Consider the following 16,664-nt stretch of genomic DNA (forward strand, 5'->3'; position numbering starts at 1 on the left):
TCGATACGATTGAGTGGACTGTATGAGCAGTCAACAAAGGTGGCACCACGGGTATCTCGTCCTTTACATAATGTAAATGGATTTGAGATGCCTTTTTTTTATAACTAAATAATGATAAATCGTTGAGTAAGAGGAGTACATTCAAGTGATGCATAACAGGGAGTTAAGGATGGTGAGACCTTAGCATGATAGCTTGTCTGGAATGGACTTATGAGAGATGATCTGAATGAAAGTAGGATTGTACGGAACTCCACCGTTATAGGGATAGAGTATCGGGTTATAAACCCCGTACTTGAATTAAGAGGGGATGCATTAATGTATCCCAAGTGAGAGGTGGCACCGCGGTCAGCATCGTCCTCTATGAACAGATTTTTCTGTTCATAGGGGACTTTTTTTTATGGATGTTTATATGGGAATAGATAATTGGAGGCATAAAAATGATGAAACAGCAGGAATTGAAATATGTAGTGAAAGAATTGAATGGTGATGTTTACACTCCAATATCACTCTTTCAATCAATGAAGGGTAAGAAGAAATTTTTATTGGAGAGTTCACTGAAGCATGAGCAATCCGGTCGATATTCATTTGTAGGAAGCGATCCATTTATGGAATGCAAGGCTTACGGAAGTAACGTACAGATTAAAAAGACGGCTTCTGATCAAATAGAGGAAAGAGTAGGGAATCCGATTGAAATCATTCAGAACCTTATTCCTCATCAGCAATTACAAGACGTACCTTTCCCGTTTGCAGGCGGAGGAGTTGGATATTTGGCTTATGATGTGATCAGACAGTATGAGAAAATCGGGATCACCCCCAATGATGAATTGGAGATGCCGGATATACACCTTATGTTCTATGAAAAAGTTATCGTCTTCGATCACCTTGAGCATAAAGTATTCATCGTAGTCATGAATGAGTGGGCAGAAGGGCAAAGTGAAAATCTTCAAGATAAAGTTAAGGGGATAGAAGCGGAGCTGACCAATGTGTATTTGGACACTCACAAAGAAAAATTGGATCGACTTTCCTTTCATGCTCAAACGTCTAAAGATGAATTCATGGAGAAGGTGGAAAAGGCAAAGGAATCCATTAAAGAAGGAGAAATCTTTCAAGTGGTGCTTTCTCAGAGACTACAGGCATCATTTTCCGGTGATCCATTCTCTTTCTATCGAAGTTTGAGAAAATCCAACCCGTCACCATACATGTTCTTTATTGATTTCGAAGAGTACGTCGTACTGGGTGCATCACCAGAAAGCTTGTTGAAAGTCCAGGGAAGTCAGATTACAACCAATCCGATTGCAGGAACAAGACGAAGAGGGAAAACAGCTGGTGAAGATATGGAGCTCGAGAGCGAACTTCTATCAGATGAAAAGGAAATTGCCGAACATCGTATGCTTGTTGATTTAGGAAGAAATGATCTAGGAAAGATTTGTACGATCGGCTCTATCTATTTATCCAAGTACTTAACCATTGAAAGATATAAATACGTTATGCACATCGTTTCAGAGGTAAAGGGTGAATTGAAAGATGAGGTATCCCCACTTGAAGCATTAACAAGCTGCTTGCCAGCGGGTACGGTCAGTGGGGCACCGAAGATCAGGGCAATGCAGATCATCAATGAACTTGAAACGACCAAACGGGGCGTGTATTCAGGTGCTGTCGGATATATTGGGGTGAACGGAAATTTGGACTTCGCCTTGGCGATTCGCACAATGGTTCTAAAAGATGGTGTGGCAAACGTTCAAGCAGGGGCAGGCATCGTGTATGATTCAGACCCTAAAAGCGAATATGAAGAAACACTGAATAAAGCAAAGTCATTATTGGAGGTAACAGGATGATTTTACTCATTGATAACTATGATTCTTTTACGTATAACTTATATCAATATATTGAGGAACTTGGTGAAGAGGTAATCGTCAGACGAAATGATGCGATTACACTGGACGAAATTAAAGCTCTAAATCCTTCAGGGATCATCCTTTCCCCGGGACCCGGGAAACCGGAAAATGCGGGGATTTGCACTTCAGTTATCCAGAATCTTCACAAAAGCGTGCCCATTCTCGGGGTGTGTTTAGGACATCAAGCGATCGGAGCAGCATTTGGAGCAACCATCGAAATCGCTGGAAACGTGATGCATGGTAAAACGTCCCTAATTAAACATAATGGCAGCGGTGTATTTGAATATCTTCCTCAACCATTGGAAGTGATGAGGTACCACTCATTGGTCATCAAGAAAGGAACCCTGCAACCGCCATTAGAAACGGTCGCACTTTCTATGGACGATGGAGAGATTATGGCCATAAAGCATATGAAGTCTCCTCTGTACGGGGTTCAATTTCATCCTGAATCTATCGGGACGAAAACAGGAAAGAAAATTATTCAAAACTTTTTAGCTGAGATGAGAAAGGAGAATAACCGTGAAAGACTATCTACAAGCATTATCTAGGGGTCATTCATTAGAGAGAGATGAGATGAGGAGAGCCGTACAGGAATTGTTCCTGGATGGAACGACAGAGAGTCAAATTGCCTGTTTTCTTACCTTATTGAAAATGAAAGGTGAAACGGTCGATGAAATGACAGCGCTCGTTGAAGTACTGAGAGAGAAAGCATTGCCGATTACAAGCACTGTTAAAAATGTAATGGATAACTGTGGAACAGGTGGAGATGGATCACAAAGTTTTAATATCAGTACAACGAGTGCATTCGTCCTAGCAGGGGCAGGGGTAAACGTGGCAAAGCACGGAAATAGAAGTATTTCCAGCAAAACCGGGAGTGCAGACGTATTGGAGCATCTTGGCGTTTCCTTGGACTTCCAGGCAAATGAAGTGGAAAGCTTGTTAAATGAAACAAATATTGCTTTTCTATATGCGCCCAATATCCACTCAGGACTAAAAAAAATAATGAAAGTTCGGAAAGAATTAAAGATCCCGACCATCTTTAATCTCATTGGTCCATTAACGAATCCGATCCAATTGGAAACCCAGCTGATAGGAGTATATAGAAGAGACAAATTAGAAACGATGGCAAAAGTTTTACATGAATTAGGCAGAAAGCGGGCAATCGTTCTAAATGGTGCAGACTTCATGGACGAAGCTTCCCTGGCTGGTGAAAATCATCTCGTCCTATTGGAGGATGGAGAAATTACTTCATTCACGTTATCAGGTGAGGAAGTCGGCCTTCCTGCTTATTCCCTTGAAGAGATAAGAGGTGGAGATGCAAGGGAAAACGCCATCATCTTACAGGACGTTTTACAAGGAAAAGAAGGACCCTACACTGATACGGTCCTATTAAATGCAGGAATCGCATTGTTTGCACATGGGAAAGCCTCAACCTTTGCAGAAGGTGTAAAGCTTGCAAGAGAAAGCATCGAAAGCGGTAGGGCAAAGGGAAAACTAACATCCCTAGTACACTATAGCCAACAACGTCGAAAGCAGGTGATTTAATTGTCTACGATTTTAGACACCATTATTGAAAAGAAGAAAGAAGAAGTGAATGAATTAAAACAGACAGGATATGAATCATATTATCAGGAAGATACCCCAAAAAAAACACTGTACGAGTCGTTAAAATCTGCCTCAGCGCTGCAAGTGATCGCAGAAATAAAGCGGGCATCACCATCAAAAGGGGATATCCGAACAGAAGTGGATCCGGTAGCGCAAGCGGGGAAATATGAAGAAGCTGGTGCTTGCGCCATCTCTGTCCTGACCGATACCCCTTTCTTTAAAGGTAGGATGGAGGATCTTGCAAATGTGCGTCGTGTGGTTGCAATTCCGATTCTTTGTAAAGACTTTATCATTGATGAAATCCAGATTGATCGGGCTAAAGATGCAGGAGCGAATATTATTCTATTAATCGTGGCTGCCTTATCATTTGACAGATTACAAGAATTATATAGTTATGCTACCAGATGTGGATTGGAAGTTCTGGTTGAAGTTCATAATGAAGAAGAAATGGAGGAAGCACTGGACCTTGGTGCAACCATCATTGGCGTCAATAATCGGAATCTAAAAACCTTTGAAGTGGATTTGAAAATTACGGAGGTACTTGGCTCCATGGTTCAGGGGCGGGATGTCGTATTAATCAGTGAAAGTGGAATAAGGGATGAAGACGATTGCCAAAGGGCTGTAAATGCAGGTGCGCATGGAGTGCTTGTAGGAGAAACCTTAATGAGAAGTCATGACCCACAAGCGGCACTCGCTTGTCTGCAAGTAAGAAAAGACGTGATGAAATGACTAAAGTGAAGATTTGTGGAATAAGACGGGAGGAAGAAGCCGAATGGGCCGTGGAAGCCGGGGCTGATGCGGTAGGCTTTGTATTCGCTGATAGTAAAAGAAGAATTGACGTGGAAACTGCAGCAAAGATCAGTGCCTTACTTCCTGCCCATGTATTGAAAATTGGTGTGTTTGTGAATGAGTCGAAAGAGAATCTGACTGAAATTTATAAAACGGTAAATCTCGATTATGTGCAGCTTCATGGAGATGAATCCGTAACTTTCTGCCAAGGTCTCGATCTTCCATTTATCAAGGCTATTTCAATAAAGGAGAAAGAGGATATTAACGGAAGCTTACACTATCCTGGTGAGATGATCTTATTGGATAGTGGGAAGGGACCTCATCGTGGAGGGAATGGGACGACATTTAATTGGGATTATGCAGAAGCTTTAACCCATCCACATCATCTGATTCTAGCAGGGGGGTTGAATCCTGAAAATGTGCGGGAAGCGATCAAGAAGGTCCGTCCCTATATGGTGGATGTTTCAAGTGGAGTGGAGATAGCCGGAAAGAAGGATCGGTTGAAGATAGAATCATTTATTTCAGAAGTGAAATCGGTGTAAGGTTATGAAACTAGAGAATGGAGGAATTACGATGGCATATGTACAACCAGATCAAAAAGGGTTATTCGGACAATTTGGTGGAAGATTTGTACCTGAATCTTTAATGAAGGCCGTAAAGGAATTGGAAACGGCTTATGAGGAAGCATCTGTGGATGAAGAGTTCCAAGAGAAGCTTCAAAGCTATTTAAAGGATTATGTTGGAAGAGAAAATCCTCTCTACCTTGCTGAAAATTTAAGCAAGCAGGTAGGAGGAGCGAAAATATATTTAAAACGTGAGGACCTTAATCATACAGGAGCCCATAAAATCAACAATACCATCGGTCAAGGGTTACTTGCAGAACGCATGGGAAAAAGAAAAATCGTAGCGGAAACAGGCGCTGGACAGCATGGAGTAGCAACGGCGACCGTATGTGCACTCTTAAACCTGGATTGTGTGATTTTCATGGGTGAGGAAGATATCAGAAGACAGAAGTTGAACGTTTTCCGAATGGAATTACTGGGGGCGAAGGTTGTAAGTGTCACACAGGGAAGTGCTACATTGAAAGATGCTGTCAATGAAGCTCTTCGATACTGGGTTGCCAATGTCGAGGACACTCACTATATAATTGGTTCAGTATTGGGACCACACCCGTTTCCGAAAATGGTCAGAGATTTCCAAAGTGTCATTGGAAAAGAGACAAAGCAACAATTTTTCGAGAAAGAAAATAACCTTCCTAAGGCAATTGTTGCTTGTGTAGGAGGGGGGAGCAACGCCATCGGCATGTTCCACCCCTTCATTGAAGATAAGGAAGTAGATTTATATGGTGTTGAGGCAGCCGGAAGTGGTGTTGAAACAGACAAACATGCGGCGACTCTAACAAAAGGATCTGTAGGTGTTCTTCATGGAAGTATGATGTATCTGCTTCAAAATGATGAAGGGCAAGTACAGGAAGCCCACTCCATTTCAGCAGGTCTTGACTATCCTGGAGTGGGACCGGAGCATAGTTACTTGAAGGATATTGAGAGGGTACAATATACATCCATATCTGATAGTGAAGCACTGGAAGCCTTTAAACAGTTATCCCAGACCGAAGGGATCATTCCGGCACTGGAAAGTTCCCATGCTGTTGCCTATGCGGTTAAGTTAGCTGAGAAAATGCCAAAGGATGAGTCTGTCGTGATTTGTCTATCTGGCAGAGGAGATAAAGATGTTGAACAAGTAAAAGAGTTACTGGGAGGTAGTCAACATGGGTAAAAAATTTCTGGATAACACATTTCAAGTCGAACTTGATAAAGGTAATAAGCTGTTTATTCCTTATGTGATGGCAGGAGACGGAGGAATTGAATCGTTCATTTCAACCTTAAAAATGTTGGAGGATAAAGGAGCGACGGCCATAGAAGTCGGCATCCCGTTCTCAGATCCCGTCGCCGATGGACCGACCATCCAAGAAGCAGGAAAGCGTGCACTTGAGATGGGGACTACCCTTCAAAAAGTGTTTGAAGTGTTAAAGGAAAGAAGAGAAGAAATTGGCATTCCTTTGGTGTTTATGACGTATATTAACCCAATATACAATTATGGTGTTGAGCGTTTCTTTCAAGATTGTAAAGAAGTAGGTGTAGACGGAGTGATTATTCCGGACCTGCCTCTCGAACACCATGATCTTGTACGTGGCCCATCTAAAGAAAATGGAATCGCGATTATTCAGTTAGCCACGCTTACGAGTCCGTTAGAAAGAATTCAGGAACTGGGCTCCGTTACAGAAGGGTTTCTTTATGCCGTAACCATTAATGGTATTACAGGATCGAGAGATGGATTTGCGGATAATATTTCTGCACACTTGACTAAACTTAAGAACAATAGTCCAGTTCCTGTTCTTGCAGGGTTTGGAATATCAACTCCCGAACATGTGCGTAACATGAGTAAGAGCTGTGATGGAGTAGTTGTTGGAAGTAAAATCATCGATCTGATTCAGAAGGATGCATTTGATGAAATCAAGGAATTAATCGGCGCATCGAAGGCGAGTGCGTTGAATTCGTAAAGAACACCTAACACTTTGTAAATTCTTCAAGAAGTAGATGAACGGATTCTAAATGTATGTTAAATAAAGGTAAATAGCCTTCTTTTCCCCTGGAAAATCAGTATGATAGAGATGTAGTTGAACACAGCATCATAACAGGAGGCTATTAAAATGAAAAGTATGAAAAAGTGGTTATTAATGTTAATGACAGCTCTATCAGTAGTAACGTTTGCAGCCGGATGCAGTAGCGACACGGAAGATGACACAGGTACGGAAGAGAATATGGATGAAGAAAGCAATACAGACGAAAGCAACACTGAAGAATAAAATGGTCAGTCGGTCCTTACAGGGCCGGCTGTTTTATTTTTTGATTAGTAAACTTGACGATTTAGGTTGAATTTGACAACTATTTCTATTAATCTGACAATATAAAACATAATAGATAAGAGAGGTCAAAAGGATGACAATTCCAACTAGATTACATATAGGAGACACGATTGGCATTTGTTCACCATCTTCACCTGTCGCGGCACATTGCCCTAAAAGATTGAAGAGGGGGATCGAGGAGCTTAAGAGACTGGGATTTAACGTGAAAGTGGCTCCGAACACACTAAAGGTAAATGAATATATGGCTGGTACAGTGGATGAGAGAGTGGAGGATCTTCACAACCTCTTTGCAGATCAAGAGGTGAAGGCGGTTATTACAACCATTGGAGGCACATGTTCCCATCAGCTTCTAGAGCATCTCGACTATGAACTAATCAAGAATAACCCGAAAATTCTCCTTGGATACAGTGATATTACCGCGCTTCACTTGGCGATTTATCAGAGAACAGGGCTCACAACATATCTCGGCCCAGCCGTGCTTCCTCAGTTTGGTGAGTATGGCGGATTGCTTTCCTATACAAAGGATCACTTCATCCAGACCCTCATTCAAGGGGAAAGAATAGAGTACTCTCCTTCTTCTGCTTACGTAATGGAACATTTGTGGTGGGATGAAGAAGACAATCGACCACGGGAGCAACGTGGAAACCAGGGACCCCGTGCAGTCATGGAAGGAGAAGCCGAAGGGAAGATCATCGCAGTCAATATGGGAACAATGCTCCTTCTCGCCGGTACATCCTATTTTCCAGATTTGGATGGCGCCATCCTCTGTATAGAAGATGATCCCGAGGAAACCCCCTCATCCATTGATCGTTACTTAACACAGTTGGGGCACATGGGTGTATATTCCAAGATAAATGGTCTGATTGTTGGTCGCTTTCATGATAACGTGGGATTTAAAGAATCGCAATTGGAGGATATCCTTTTACGGGTAACAAAGGGGTACAACTTCCCTGTGGTCACGGACCTGGACTTCGGCCATACAGATCCAATGTTTATTCTGCCAAACGGAATCAAAGCGAAACTTACTGTTCACGGGAAAGAAATCGGTTTTTCGTTGATGGGCGACCCCGTTATCTAAGGAGGAATGAGGATGATTCATAGAAAAATGAATACCGTTTTTAAGCTGGAAGAGAACCAAGTGATGATTGTCTCGGAAATCGTCACATTTCCAGATTTTTCTTACAGTAATTTTAACGACATCAACGGAAATTTATTGATGATTTGCACCGGATAGAGCTGTTGGGGAAACATAGAAAAACCTCCTGAAGAGAGTCTTTCCTTAAGGAGGTTTTTTTTCGTCTACTTATTTAACGCACTTCACACAGACCGTTCGTGCAGGATTCACATCATTAAATGAAAGGGTGATATCCTTAAAGCCAGCTTCATGTAGAGCCTCAGAGATTTCTTCACCATATTGTTCGGCTCTGCTGTCCCTTTCTTCTTCCCCCCGTGGCTGGACGGTGATGAGGAGAGTTCCATCATTTTTCAGCAAATTGTATAAATGAACGAGTGCTTTTTTTTGATCATTCCAAAGGGGGTAATTATTGACGGAAAAGATACGATCGTATTCAACGCTATCCAATTGAAATTCACTAATGTCATGAACGAAAAGACGAACTTTTTCCTTGTTGATGGCTTTTTGGTTTTTATGTTGAGCGGTCTCTTTCATGGTTTCAGAAATATCAACGCCGTCCACCAGGGTTGCAGGATATCGGTTTGCAATTCGATGGATGCAGTATCCAGGGCCATACCCCACTTCGAGGACCCGTTCTCCATTTTGAATGGACAATTGTCTGATGGACCAGTTGTTTATTTTTCGATTATCGAATTCCATTACTTTTCCGATAAACCAGCCGAGCATCCCACTCGGACGTTTGAATTGCTTCTGCAAGGAAAACAACAGGGCATCACCTCTTCTTATGTTTTTAATATAGTGTCATCTTTTCTCCTTTCCACAAATTCGTAAATATAAAACCTTTACTCGATGTTGCAAATTTTTGAAAAAGTGGCATAATATAAAATAAATCTAATTTGCGTTGATGAGAAGAGTACATAAAGGATTCCCTTGACAGAGAGCTTCGTAAGCTGAAAAGAAGCAGGGCAACCCGATATGGAAAATGATCTCGGAGCATTCTATTCGAACCGATTGGGTGTAGGGTAGGACGGGAATGGGCATCCGTTACCAATGTCACGGTATAAGGGCTTCTTCATGCCCCGTACTTGTTGAGGTAGTCTTGCGTGAGCAAGCTATAAACTAAGGTGGTACCACGAGATCAACCCCTCGTCCTTAGATGTCGATTGATATCTAAGGACGAGGGGTTTTTAGTTGATTTTAAGGAGGAGAAAGAGATGTCCATTTTTATAGGAGGCGCCTGGCCATACGCGAATGGTTCATTGCATGTTGGGCATATCGCTGCATTATTACCGGGGGACATTATTGCCCGCTATTACCGTATGAAAGGGGAGAATGTTCTTTACGTCTCAGGCAGTGATTGTAACGGTACACCGATCGGCATTCGGGCAAGGCAAGAAGGGCTCAGCGTGAAGGAAATAGCAGATCGCTACCACCAGGAATTTTTTCATGCTTTTCAAGCATTAGGATTCAGCTTTGATGAGTATACTAGAACCGATCTTATGCATCATCATGAAGTCGTGCAAAGGATTTTTATCGATCTTTATCAACAGGGGTGGTTATATGATAAGGGTGTGGAGCAAGCCTATTGTGAAAATGACCGTCAATTTTTACCTGATCGATTTGTAGAAGGAATCTGTCCAGTATGTGGTCAAAAGGCAAGAGGAGACCAGTGTGATCATTGCTCAACGGTATTGGATCCTACAGATTTATTGGAGAAGCGTTGTAAACTCTGTGGTCATGAACCGGTTCAGAAAACCACTACCCATCTATATTTCTCCCTTTCTAAATTCCAAGAGCCTCTCGAAACGTTACTGAATGATCATAAAGGAAAATGGAGAGAAAATGCTCTTCAACTCACAAAGCGCTACCTGGAAGAGGGGCTGCATGACCGGCCCGTCACCAGAGATTTAGATAATGGAGTAGAGGTCCCGATTGAAGGTTTTCGAGACAAGAAGATTTATGTGTGGATAGAAGCGGTGAGTGGATATTTAAGTGCGTCTATGAAATGGGCAGCAGAACATGAGGGAGATTGGAAGGAATATTGGAGAGGGGACACCACGTCCTATTATGTACATGGGAAGGATAATATTCCGTTTCACAGCATTATTTGGCCAGCAGTGCTGATGGGTGTAAGCGAAGGCAATCTTCCGGATTATATCATCTCAAATGAATATTTAACCCTTGAGAAACGAAAAATTTCAACAAGCGGAAATTGGGCTGTATGGGTGAAGGACCTGTTAGGCGATTATCACGCCGATTCCATTCGTTATTTTCTCACCATCAATGCACCAGAAAAAAGGGATGCAGATTTTTCATGGAGAGAATTCATCTACAGTCATAATAGTGAACTTTTGGGAGCCTTAGGGAATCTCGTTCAGCGTACAGTTAAGTTTTATGAGAAGGAATTTGGTCACACCATTTTTATATCAAGCGTCGAAAAGGATGTATCAGAAAAAGTGGAGGAGACATTCAGAAGTACAGGGCGATCCATTGAAGAAGGAAGTACGAGACAGGGGATTGAAGAATTATTCGAGTTCATTCGCTGGTCCAATAAGCGTTTTGACGAGAAGAAACCGTGGAATGTAATCAAAGAGGATAGGGAAGAAGGAAGAGAGGTCCTGGAGGAGTTTGTATTTATCATATGTAATCTTAGAAATTTACTTCAGCCATTTTTACCTTTCACCTCCTCATCTCTGACGGAACAACTGAGCTTGAATGAACAGCCTGGTTGGTGTCAGGTATCTCTGCCATTGAAGCTAAACATTGCAAACACCTCACCATTGTTTAATCGGATTGATTTGGATGTAATTGAGAAAGAACGTACTAAATTGGGTTAAGGTTCACACAATATGCAAAAGGAGACTGAAATGAAGATTGTCATTGTATCCGACACACATATGCCTAGAAAAGGGAGGGAACTAAAGGAGGCTTTAATAGAGGACCTTAAATCGAGTGATCTTATCATTCATGGTGGAGATTTTCAAACAATCGAAATGTATGAGGAATTTATGGTATACGGGGAATTAATTGCGGTCGCCGGTAACGTGGATAGCGAGGAACTTCATTCCCTTCTACCGAAGAAAAGGATCATCGAGAAAATGGGATTGAAGATTGGTGTGGTCCATGGGGATGGAACAGGGAAAACGACGGAAAAAAGAGCATTTGAAGCGTTCGGAGATGATGAGGTTGATGTGATTATTTTTGGGCACTCCCACATTCCGTTTTCCCGCTATATGAAGGGAGTGTTCCTTTTCAATCCCGGTTCGCCCACTGATAAACGAAGGCTTCCTTATTATTCTCATGGAGTATTGACGATTGGTGATACATGGAAGTGTGAACATATCTTTTACCGATAAAGAGAGGACAGCGGGTTCAGACCCACTGTCCTCTCTTTATCGGTTACATAGGATACAGGTAATAATCCTGACTATAGAATGTTTGAAAGCCGCTTGATTCATAAAGTTTCAAAGCTTTACGATTCGTTGCGGCCACGTCCAGGTATATATCGCTGGTCCACATCGATTCTTGCATCACGACTTGAGACAAAACCTTTCGACCGATCCCTTTTCCCTGGTAGGAGGGATGGATGGCAAAGCCATAAATGAAACTTTGATTGTCGACTCGTTGAATTCTAATTTTTCCTATCGTCTTTTCTTCAAAGACAATCATAAGATTGCCTTCACCAGCTTCCTTAAATAATCTCTTGGTATACGATTCGGCATCGGTTCTCACAACCTGAAAGCATTTTTCATCGAGATCGATGATGGTTTCGATATCCTTTTCACTTGCAACTCGTAGTTGGATCTTCTGCGATTCTGTAATCAGCCTGTCCTTATTCCACTTCATTTCGTATTCGGTAAAATCATAGGTAGCTTCTGTTTGTGATAAGAATGCTTTTCCAGAGGACGAAGATCCTGGAGTATTAAGTAAAAATTTACGGACCGTTCGATCCCGTAATGACTCAATGGCCTCTTGAAAAAGCCCATGAAAAAGATGCTGCCTGCGGAATGCTGGGTGTATCATTCCGCATAATTCATACGTATCACCAAAGCCGTATAATCCTATAAATCCAATCAATTGATTCCCCACGTATTGTAGAAAATCATCTTTCATGTTTTGTCGGTTTTCTAGCATATCCCAGTTCAATTTCAAGTTAATTCCATCCTGTGTTTCACACAACGTCTGTAAGTCCTTAATATCTTGTAACTGTTTAGTTGTAAGCATGGTTCATCCCCAATTAATCAAAATGTAAAGAATATTCTCACTACATTTTATGGAAATTTTCCTATTTAAACAAGGATTTTCTTGGAGTTATGAGCTATTTTTCAATAATAGTAGTAAGTTGAAGATGGGCTCGTTCCCTTTCAGAACTCTCCTTTAAGTCATTGGAGCATGAAAGAATTTTCGTAGGTGAACAAAAAGAGCCATGGACACCATGGCTCTACCTTATTCTTTCTCCTGTATCCTCTGAATCACTTCATGCAACTCGTCAGGCTTTAAAAATTCTAGTGGCGAGAAGCCTTTTTCAAACATGACCGATTCACTCTCAATCATCAAGACATATCGACCGTTCACTTTCGCTAAATGAATGTTGTCGCCGAAATCTGAAAGGAGGGCTTTTACTGACACATGGTCAAGCTTTACCTTCAATTCAACTTCTGGAGATTGCTCGACGATTTGAGAGGTGGCTTCCACGACTTGTTCAGTCGTGAATCGTTCCTGGAGTTCCCGCTTTGGACTGATGGCCCATTCCTCAACCGCTTCTTCAAATTCCACCCGCTCGTCACTCTCTTCAGCATAAGTTTCGGAAATATGTTCCTTCACCATCCCATACACCTGGGATTTCACGATTTCAGGCATGGATTTTTCATATTCGACCCATTTCAAGAAATCTTCAAAGTATCGGGCATGGGATGCTTGATGAATTTTGATTTCGGCTGAATCCATCATCCCATCTTCAGGCATATAAGGATATTGGATGGACTTCATGTTTTTTGTAGTGATGGCCATTTCAACATTGTGAATGAGAGTCGCCTCGTCTGTTATGGTGGCTACCTTGGGTTCGAAATCACATTTCATAATAAATACAAATGGGTCATCGAAGAATTTCGTCAGCTTGGCAGTGGCCACGAGGAATGCTCCACCTCGAATGGCGCTCGCTTCTATATACATTTGAACAATTTGGTCACATGCTTCACGAAAGTCTTCTTTATTCTCAGCATGACGAGTACGATCGAATAAATTATAATTCGGATTGGAAGTTAACTCATGACCTGGTTCTACAACAAATCGACCAATTTTCGTAGGGGCAGATTCAGATTTAGAATGCCGGTCGACCTTTCGCTTCACGATTTTAGTCAACTCTCCGTCTAAAAAGCTTTTAAGAGGACTTTCCTCGTACTCAGGTCCAGTTAACGTTTGGAAATGTTTATGTCGTTTATCTGCTTCTTCGCCTTTTCCTTCAACTTGTATCAAATAAAAGGCAAGATGCTGAATGGTAAAATCCATAGTTTGTTCTCCTGACCTAAATAGATTCGAATTTGCAATGTCTTTTTGTACTCATTGTTACAGTATAGAAAAGCTGAAAAGGTTCGTCAATTGACTAATGAAAGATCATCCTTGTGAGATACTATTATGTAAGTGATAAAATTGTAAGGTGGTATGTCCATTGGGTAATGAATCGTTTTTTTCACTCATAAAAAAAGGAAATAAATCTTCATTTTTTGCCATGGTCGGAAATGGAGTACTGGCGATTGCAAAAGGGATCGCTTTCTTTATGAGTGGTAGTGGAGCAATGTTTGCATCAGCTATGCATTCGATAGCTGATGCAGTCAATCAAGGCTTTGTGTTTATCGGAAGTGTCCTTTCAGAGAAACAGCCGACAGATAAGTTTCCGACAGGATTTGGACGTGTCATCAACTTATTCTGTATGATCGCCGTCATCGTCGTTTCCGTTATGGCATATGAAACGGTTCGTGAAGGGATCCATTTACTCACTCATCCGGCTCAGGTCAAAGGAATCTGGCTGAATGTGACTGTATTATTGCTCAACATCATAATAGATGGAGGAATTCTCTTTAAAGTGATGAAGGAAATTGGACAGGAGGCTAGAGAGGAAGGCACTGGAGCAATAGGGATTTTCACCGGGGCTTTCAAAAATGTAAAACGGGCAGCGCCACCGACAAGGCTCGTGTTTTATGAAGATATAGTCGCTGTAACTGGTGCCTTTTTGGCTCTGATTGCCGTATTGGTCTCGTATTTTTCAACCTTTCAGCTTCTTGATGGAATTGTAACCATCATGATTGGTTTTCTGATGGTGGGGGTAGCCTTTCGAGTCGGATATGATAATATGGTCGGTCTGATAGGAGTTGCTGCACCAAAGGAAGTGGAAGATCGAATCGCTGCGACCATATTTGAGCACAACTCGGTCGTGGATATATTCAAGCTGAGAATAATCCAGGAAGGCCGCTATTACCATGTAGAATCGTATCTTGAGTTAAAGAGGGGACTACCGCTTTCTGAAGCAGACGATATCAAGTTTGCCATACAAGACACATTGATGGCTGATCAGGATATTGCAGATGTGACGCTGGGGATCATTGAGGATGATGGCATTCAGGAGTGGAAAGGGACCAAAGTGCATAAACCTAGATAAAAAAATGACAGCTACACCCAACTGGAACATCCAGCCGGGTGTAGCTGATTAATTTTGGATGAACTTTTCGAATACAAAGCCGAAATCTTTTAGCGTAAACTCTTTTTTCTTATCTGAAAGCCAGTTAAAGGCATATTGATTCACTGCTTTAAACTGCTCCACTACGTTCACATCATCCGTTTTCACCTGACCTAATGTAGAGGAAGCAAGTTGAAGACTATCGTTGGCAAAGGAAGAATAGATGCTATTGTCAGTGGTGATCTCACCAATTTTCACAAGGGATTTATATAAATCTTTCACTTCTGTTAAATGCTTTTTGTGAACATCGATCGAGTATACTTCTGAGCCAATTTTAAATTTGATTTCAACATCCAAGTCCACTGTCCCGGCGGTTTCAAGAAGGACATTTGAGAGCTGATGCTTATAAAAGTCCAAGCGGCGGAGCACCCGTTTTTTGCTGGCTGCACTTGTTCCATCCAAATGAATGAGCGCTTTATTTGTGAAACAATACTCATCGGATTTGGACTTGATTAAGAAATAAATCTTCTCGCCATCTTCATGCATAATATAATCATCAGAATCCGCTTTGTCATAGTCTGCGGGTTTAATGACCGTACCAATATCGCTTAAACCTAATACATCTGATGCCACTTTTCCAAACATGCTTTCAATTCCTTTCTCGTTATACTCATTGTTCCTCTCAACAAAGGAGAAGACCCCTTCAGTATATCATAGATTCAAAGATTGGATGGAAACAAATGGTATTTATGGTGATGAAACGTAATGCTTGGTCCTGTGTTCCGTTCATACTATAATAAAGAAAATCATAGAATAGATTATCATAAAGGGGGATAAGAGGATGGATATAAACGAATTATTGAATCGTTTCAAGGACAGGACACCTAAAGTGCTGGGAAGTGAAACATTTTCTGAATATGCTATTCTACTTCCTTTAATAGAAGTAAATGGAGAAGTTCATGTTCTTTTTGAAGTCCGTTCATTCGATATGCGCAGACAGCCTGGTGAGATATGTTTTCCAGGTGGCAGGATTGATCGAAGTGATTCCGATGAGATGGCAGCGGCACTACGGGAAACCTCGGAGGAACTGGGGATTGATGCGAACACAATCTCAGAGGTTTATCCCCTCGATTATATTGTTTCTCCTTTTGGTACCATCATCTATCCATATGTGGGAAAATTGAATGGATCTTTAGAAGATTTAAAGCCAAATTCAGCGGAAGTAGATGAAATTTTCACAACTCCCCTTTCCTTTCTCCGTGAAAGAGAACCTGATTTGTATACTATTAAATTTAAGATGGAGCCGGAAGAGAGTTTTCCATTTAAACAAATACCAGGAGGAGAAAATTATCAATGGCAAGCGAGGAATATGAAAGAACACTTCTATTATTATGAAGATAAAGTCATTTGGGGACTAACCGCACGTGTTCTTCACCATTTTGTGAAACTCCTCTCATGACGGGTCGAACCATCTTAAACAGTGAAAACACTAAAAAGATAAAAAAGAAATTCTACAAATACCTATACAGATTGACATATGTTTCGAATTTATACTTTTTTCGCTAGGACAACCTGTCGGAGAAAGTATTTTTGTTTGTCAATATGTAGCAAATTGAATGGTTTGCAATGGATTGAAAGGAG

Annotated in this window: 18 protein-coding genes and 3 other annotated features (1 of these 21 running past the window's edge); of the genes, 14 read left to right on the plus strand and 4 right to left on the minus strand. The window is 41.4% G+C overall.

Annotated elements, in window-relative coordinates:
* Positions 1-67: a binding site (T-box leader), on the plus strand (it extends 179 nt beyond the left edge of the window).
* Positions 68-113: 46 nt separating this feature from the next.
* Positions 114-362: a binding site (T-box leader), on the plus strand.
* Between the two features lie 78 nt (positions 363-440).
* The 10 genes from trpE (at position 441) to FGG79_RS21590 (ending at position 8,449) form a co-directional block, all read left to right on the plus strand.
* Entirely contained in the window at positions 441-1,835 is a 1,395-nt protein-coding gene (gene trpE, locus FGG79_RS01840; RefSeq protein ID WP_481747262.1) for an anthranilate synthase component I, read from the plus strand.
* Positions 1,832-2,443, plus strand: a complete 612-nt coding sequence (locus tag FGG79_RS01845; RefSeq protein WP_138776053.1) for an anthranilate synthase component II — start codon at positions 1,832-1,834, stop codon at positions 2,441-2,443. Before trpE ends, FGG79_RS01845 begins: the two co-directional genes overlap by 4 nt.
* Positions 2,415-3,440 carry an anthranilate phosphoribosyltransferase gene (gene trpD / locus FGG79_RS01850; RefSeq protein ID WP_138776054.1) on the plus strand — a complete coding sequence of 342 codons (1,026 nt, stop codon included), beginning with the start codon at positions 2,415-2,417 and terminating at the stop codon, positions 3,438-3,440. Before FGG79_RS01845 ends, trpD begins: the two co-directional genes overlap by 29 nt.
* The gene (gene trpC, locus FGG79_RS01855; RefSeq protein WP_138776055.1) at positions 3,441-4,229 is read left to right on the plus strand and encodes an indole-3-glycerol phosphate synthase TrpC; all 789 of its coding nucleotides are present in this window, start codon (positions 3,441-3,443) and stop codon (positions 4,227-4,229) included.
* The gene (locus tag FGG79_RS01860) at positions 4,226-4,831 is read left to right on the plus strand and encodes a phosphoribosylanthranilate isomerase (RefSeq protein ID WP_138776056.1); all 606 of its coding nucleotides are present in this window, start codon (positions 4,226-4,228) and stop codon (positions 4,829-4,831) included. Before trpC ends, FGG79_RS01860 begins: the two co-directional genes overlap by 4 nt.
* Before the next feature lie 31 nt (positions 4,832-4,862).
* Positions 4,863-6,065 carry a tryptophan synthase subunit beta gene (gene trpB, locus FGG79_RS01865; RefSeq protein WP_138776057.1) on the plus strand — a complete coding sequence of 401 codons (1,203 nt, stop codon included), beginning with the start codon at positions 4,863-4,865 and terminating at the stop codon, positions 6,063-6,065.
* Positions 6,058-6,849: a tryptophan synthase subunit alpha gene (gene trpA / locus FGG79_RS01870; RefSeq protein ID WP_138776058.1), complete on the plus strand. Its 792-nt coding sequence runs from the start codon at positions 6,058-6,060 to the stop codon at positions 6,847-6,849. Before trpB ends, trpA begins: the two co-directional genes overlap by 8 nt.
* A gap of 150 nt (positions 6,850-6,999) precedes the next feature.
* The gene (locus FGG79_RS21585) at positions 7,000-7,155 is read left to right on the plus strand and encodes a hypothetical protein (protein WP_171050748.1); all 156 of its coding nucleotides are present in this window, start codon (positions 7,000-7,002) and stop codon (positions 7,153-7,155) included.
* A 133-nt stretch (positions 7,156-7,288) separates the two neighbouring features.
* On the plus strand, positions 7,289-8,293 hold the full coding sequence (locus tag FGG79_RS01875; RefSeq protein WP_138776059.1) for a S66 family peptidase: 1,005 nt from the start codon (positions 7,289-7,291) through the stop codon (positions 8,291-8,293).
* Positions 8,294-8,305: 12 nt separating this feature from the next.
* Positions 8,306-8,449 carry a hypothetical protein gene (locus tag FGG79_RS21590; RefSeq protein WP_171050749.1) on the plus strand — a complete coding sequence of 48 codons (144 nt, stop codon included), beginning with the start codon at positions 8,306-8,308 and terminating at the stop codon, positions 8,447-8,449.
* Positions 8,450-8,518: 69 nt separating this feature from the next.
* Here FGG79_RS21590 and FGG79_RS01880 read toward each other — a convergent pair whose 3' ends face one another.
* Positions 8,519-9,115 (minus strand): class I SAM-dependent DNA methyltransferase, encoded by a 597-nt coding sequence (locus tag FGG79_RS01880; protein ID WP_171050750.1) that lies wholly within the window; start codon positions 9,113-9,115, stop codon positions 8,519-8,521.
* Positions 9,116-9,242: 127 nt separating this feature from the next.
* Positions 9,243-9,507: a binding site (T-box leader), on the plus strand.
* 6 nt (positions 9,508-9,513) lie between these two features.
* Between FGG79_RS01880 and metG the strand changes: the two genes are divergently transcribed.
* Together metG and FGG79_RS01890 are read left to right on the plus strand one after the other, a co-directional pair.
* On the plus strand, positions 9,514-11,187 hold the full coding sequence (gene metG, locus FGG79_RS01885) for a methionine--tRNA ligase (protein WP_276607947.1): 1,674 nt from the start codon (positions 9,514-9,516) through the stop codon (positions 11,185-11,187).
* Between the two features lie 30 nt (positions 11,188-11,217).
* Complete coding sequence (locus FGG79_RS01890) at positions 11,218-11,706, plus strand: metallophosphoesterase family protein (protein ID WP_138776062.1); 489 nt, start codon at positions 11,218-11,220, stop codon at positions 11,704-11,706.
* A 43-nt stretch (positions 11,707-11,749) separates the two neighbouring features.
* Here FGG79_RS01890 and FGG79_RS01895 read toward each other — a convergent pair whose 3' ends face one another.
* A complete protein-coding gene (locus FGG79_RS01895; RefSeq protein WP_138776063.1) occupies positions 11,750-12,574 on the minus strand; it encodes a GNAT family N-acetyltransferase in 825 nt (274 codons plus the stop codon).
* 222 nt (positions 12,575-12,796) lie between these two features.
* Complete coding sequence (locus FGG79_RS01900) at positions 12,797-13,858, minus strand: DUF3900 domain-containing protein (protein ID WP_138776064.1); 1,062 nt, start codon at positions 13,856-13,858, stop codon at positions 12,797-12,799.
* A 160-nt stretch (positions 13,859-14,018) separates the two neighbouring features.
* Here FGG79_RS01900 and FGG79_RS01905 point away from each other — a divergent pair, with 160 nt between their 5' ends.
* Entirely contained in the window at positions 14,019-15,005 is a 987-nt protein-coding gene (locus tag FGG79_RS01905) for a cation diffusion facilitator family transporter (protein WP_276607948.1), read from the plus strand.
* A 48-nt stretch (positions 15,006-15,053) separates the two neighbouring features.
* Here FGG79_RS01905 and FGG79_RS01910 read toward each other — a convergent pair whose 3' ends face one another.
* A complete protein-coding gene (locus FGG79_RS01910; RefSeq protein ID WP_138776065.1) occupies positions 15,054-15,668 on the minus strand; it encodes a PH domain-containing protein in 615 nt (204 codons plus the stop codon).
* Positions 15,669-15,864: 196 nt separating this feature from the next.
* Here FGG79_RS01910 and FGG79_RS01915 point away from each other — a divergent pair, with 196 nt between their 5' ends.
* Entirely contained in the window at positions 15,865-16,482 is a 618-nt protein-coding gene (locus FGG79_RS01915) for an NUDIX hydrolase (protein ID WP_138776066.1), read from the plus strand.
* Positions 16,483-16,664: the final 182 nt, after the last annotated feature.

The organism is Bacillus sp. BHET2 (genome assembly GCF_005938125.1).
GTDB lineage: Bacteria > Bacillota > Bacilli > Bacillales > Bacillaceae_B > Rossellomorea.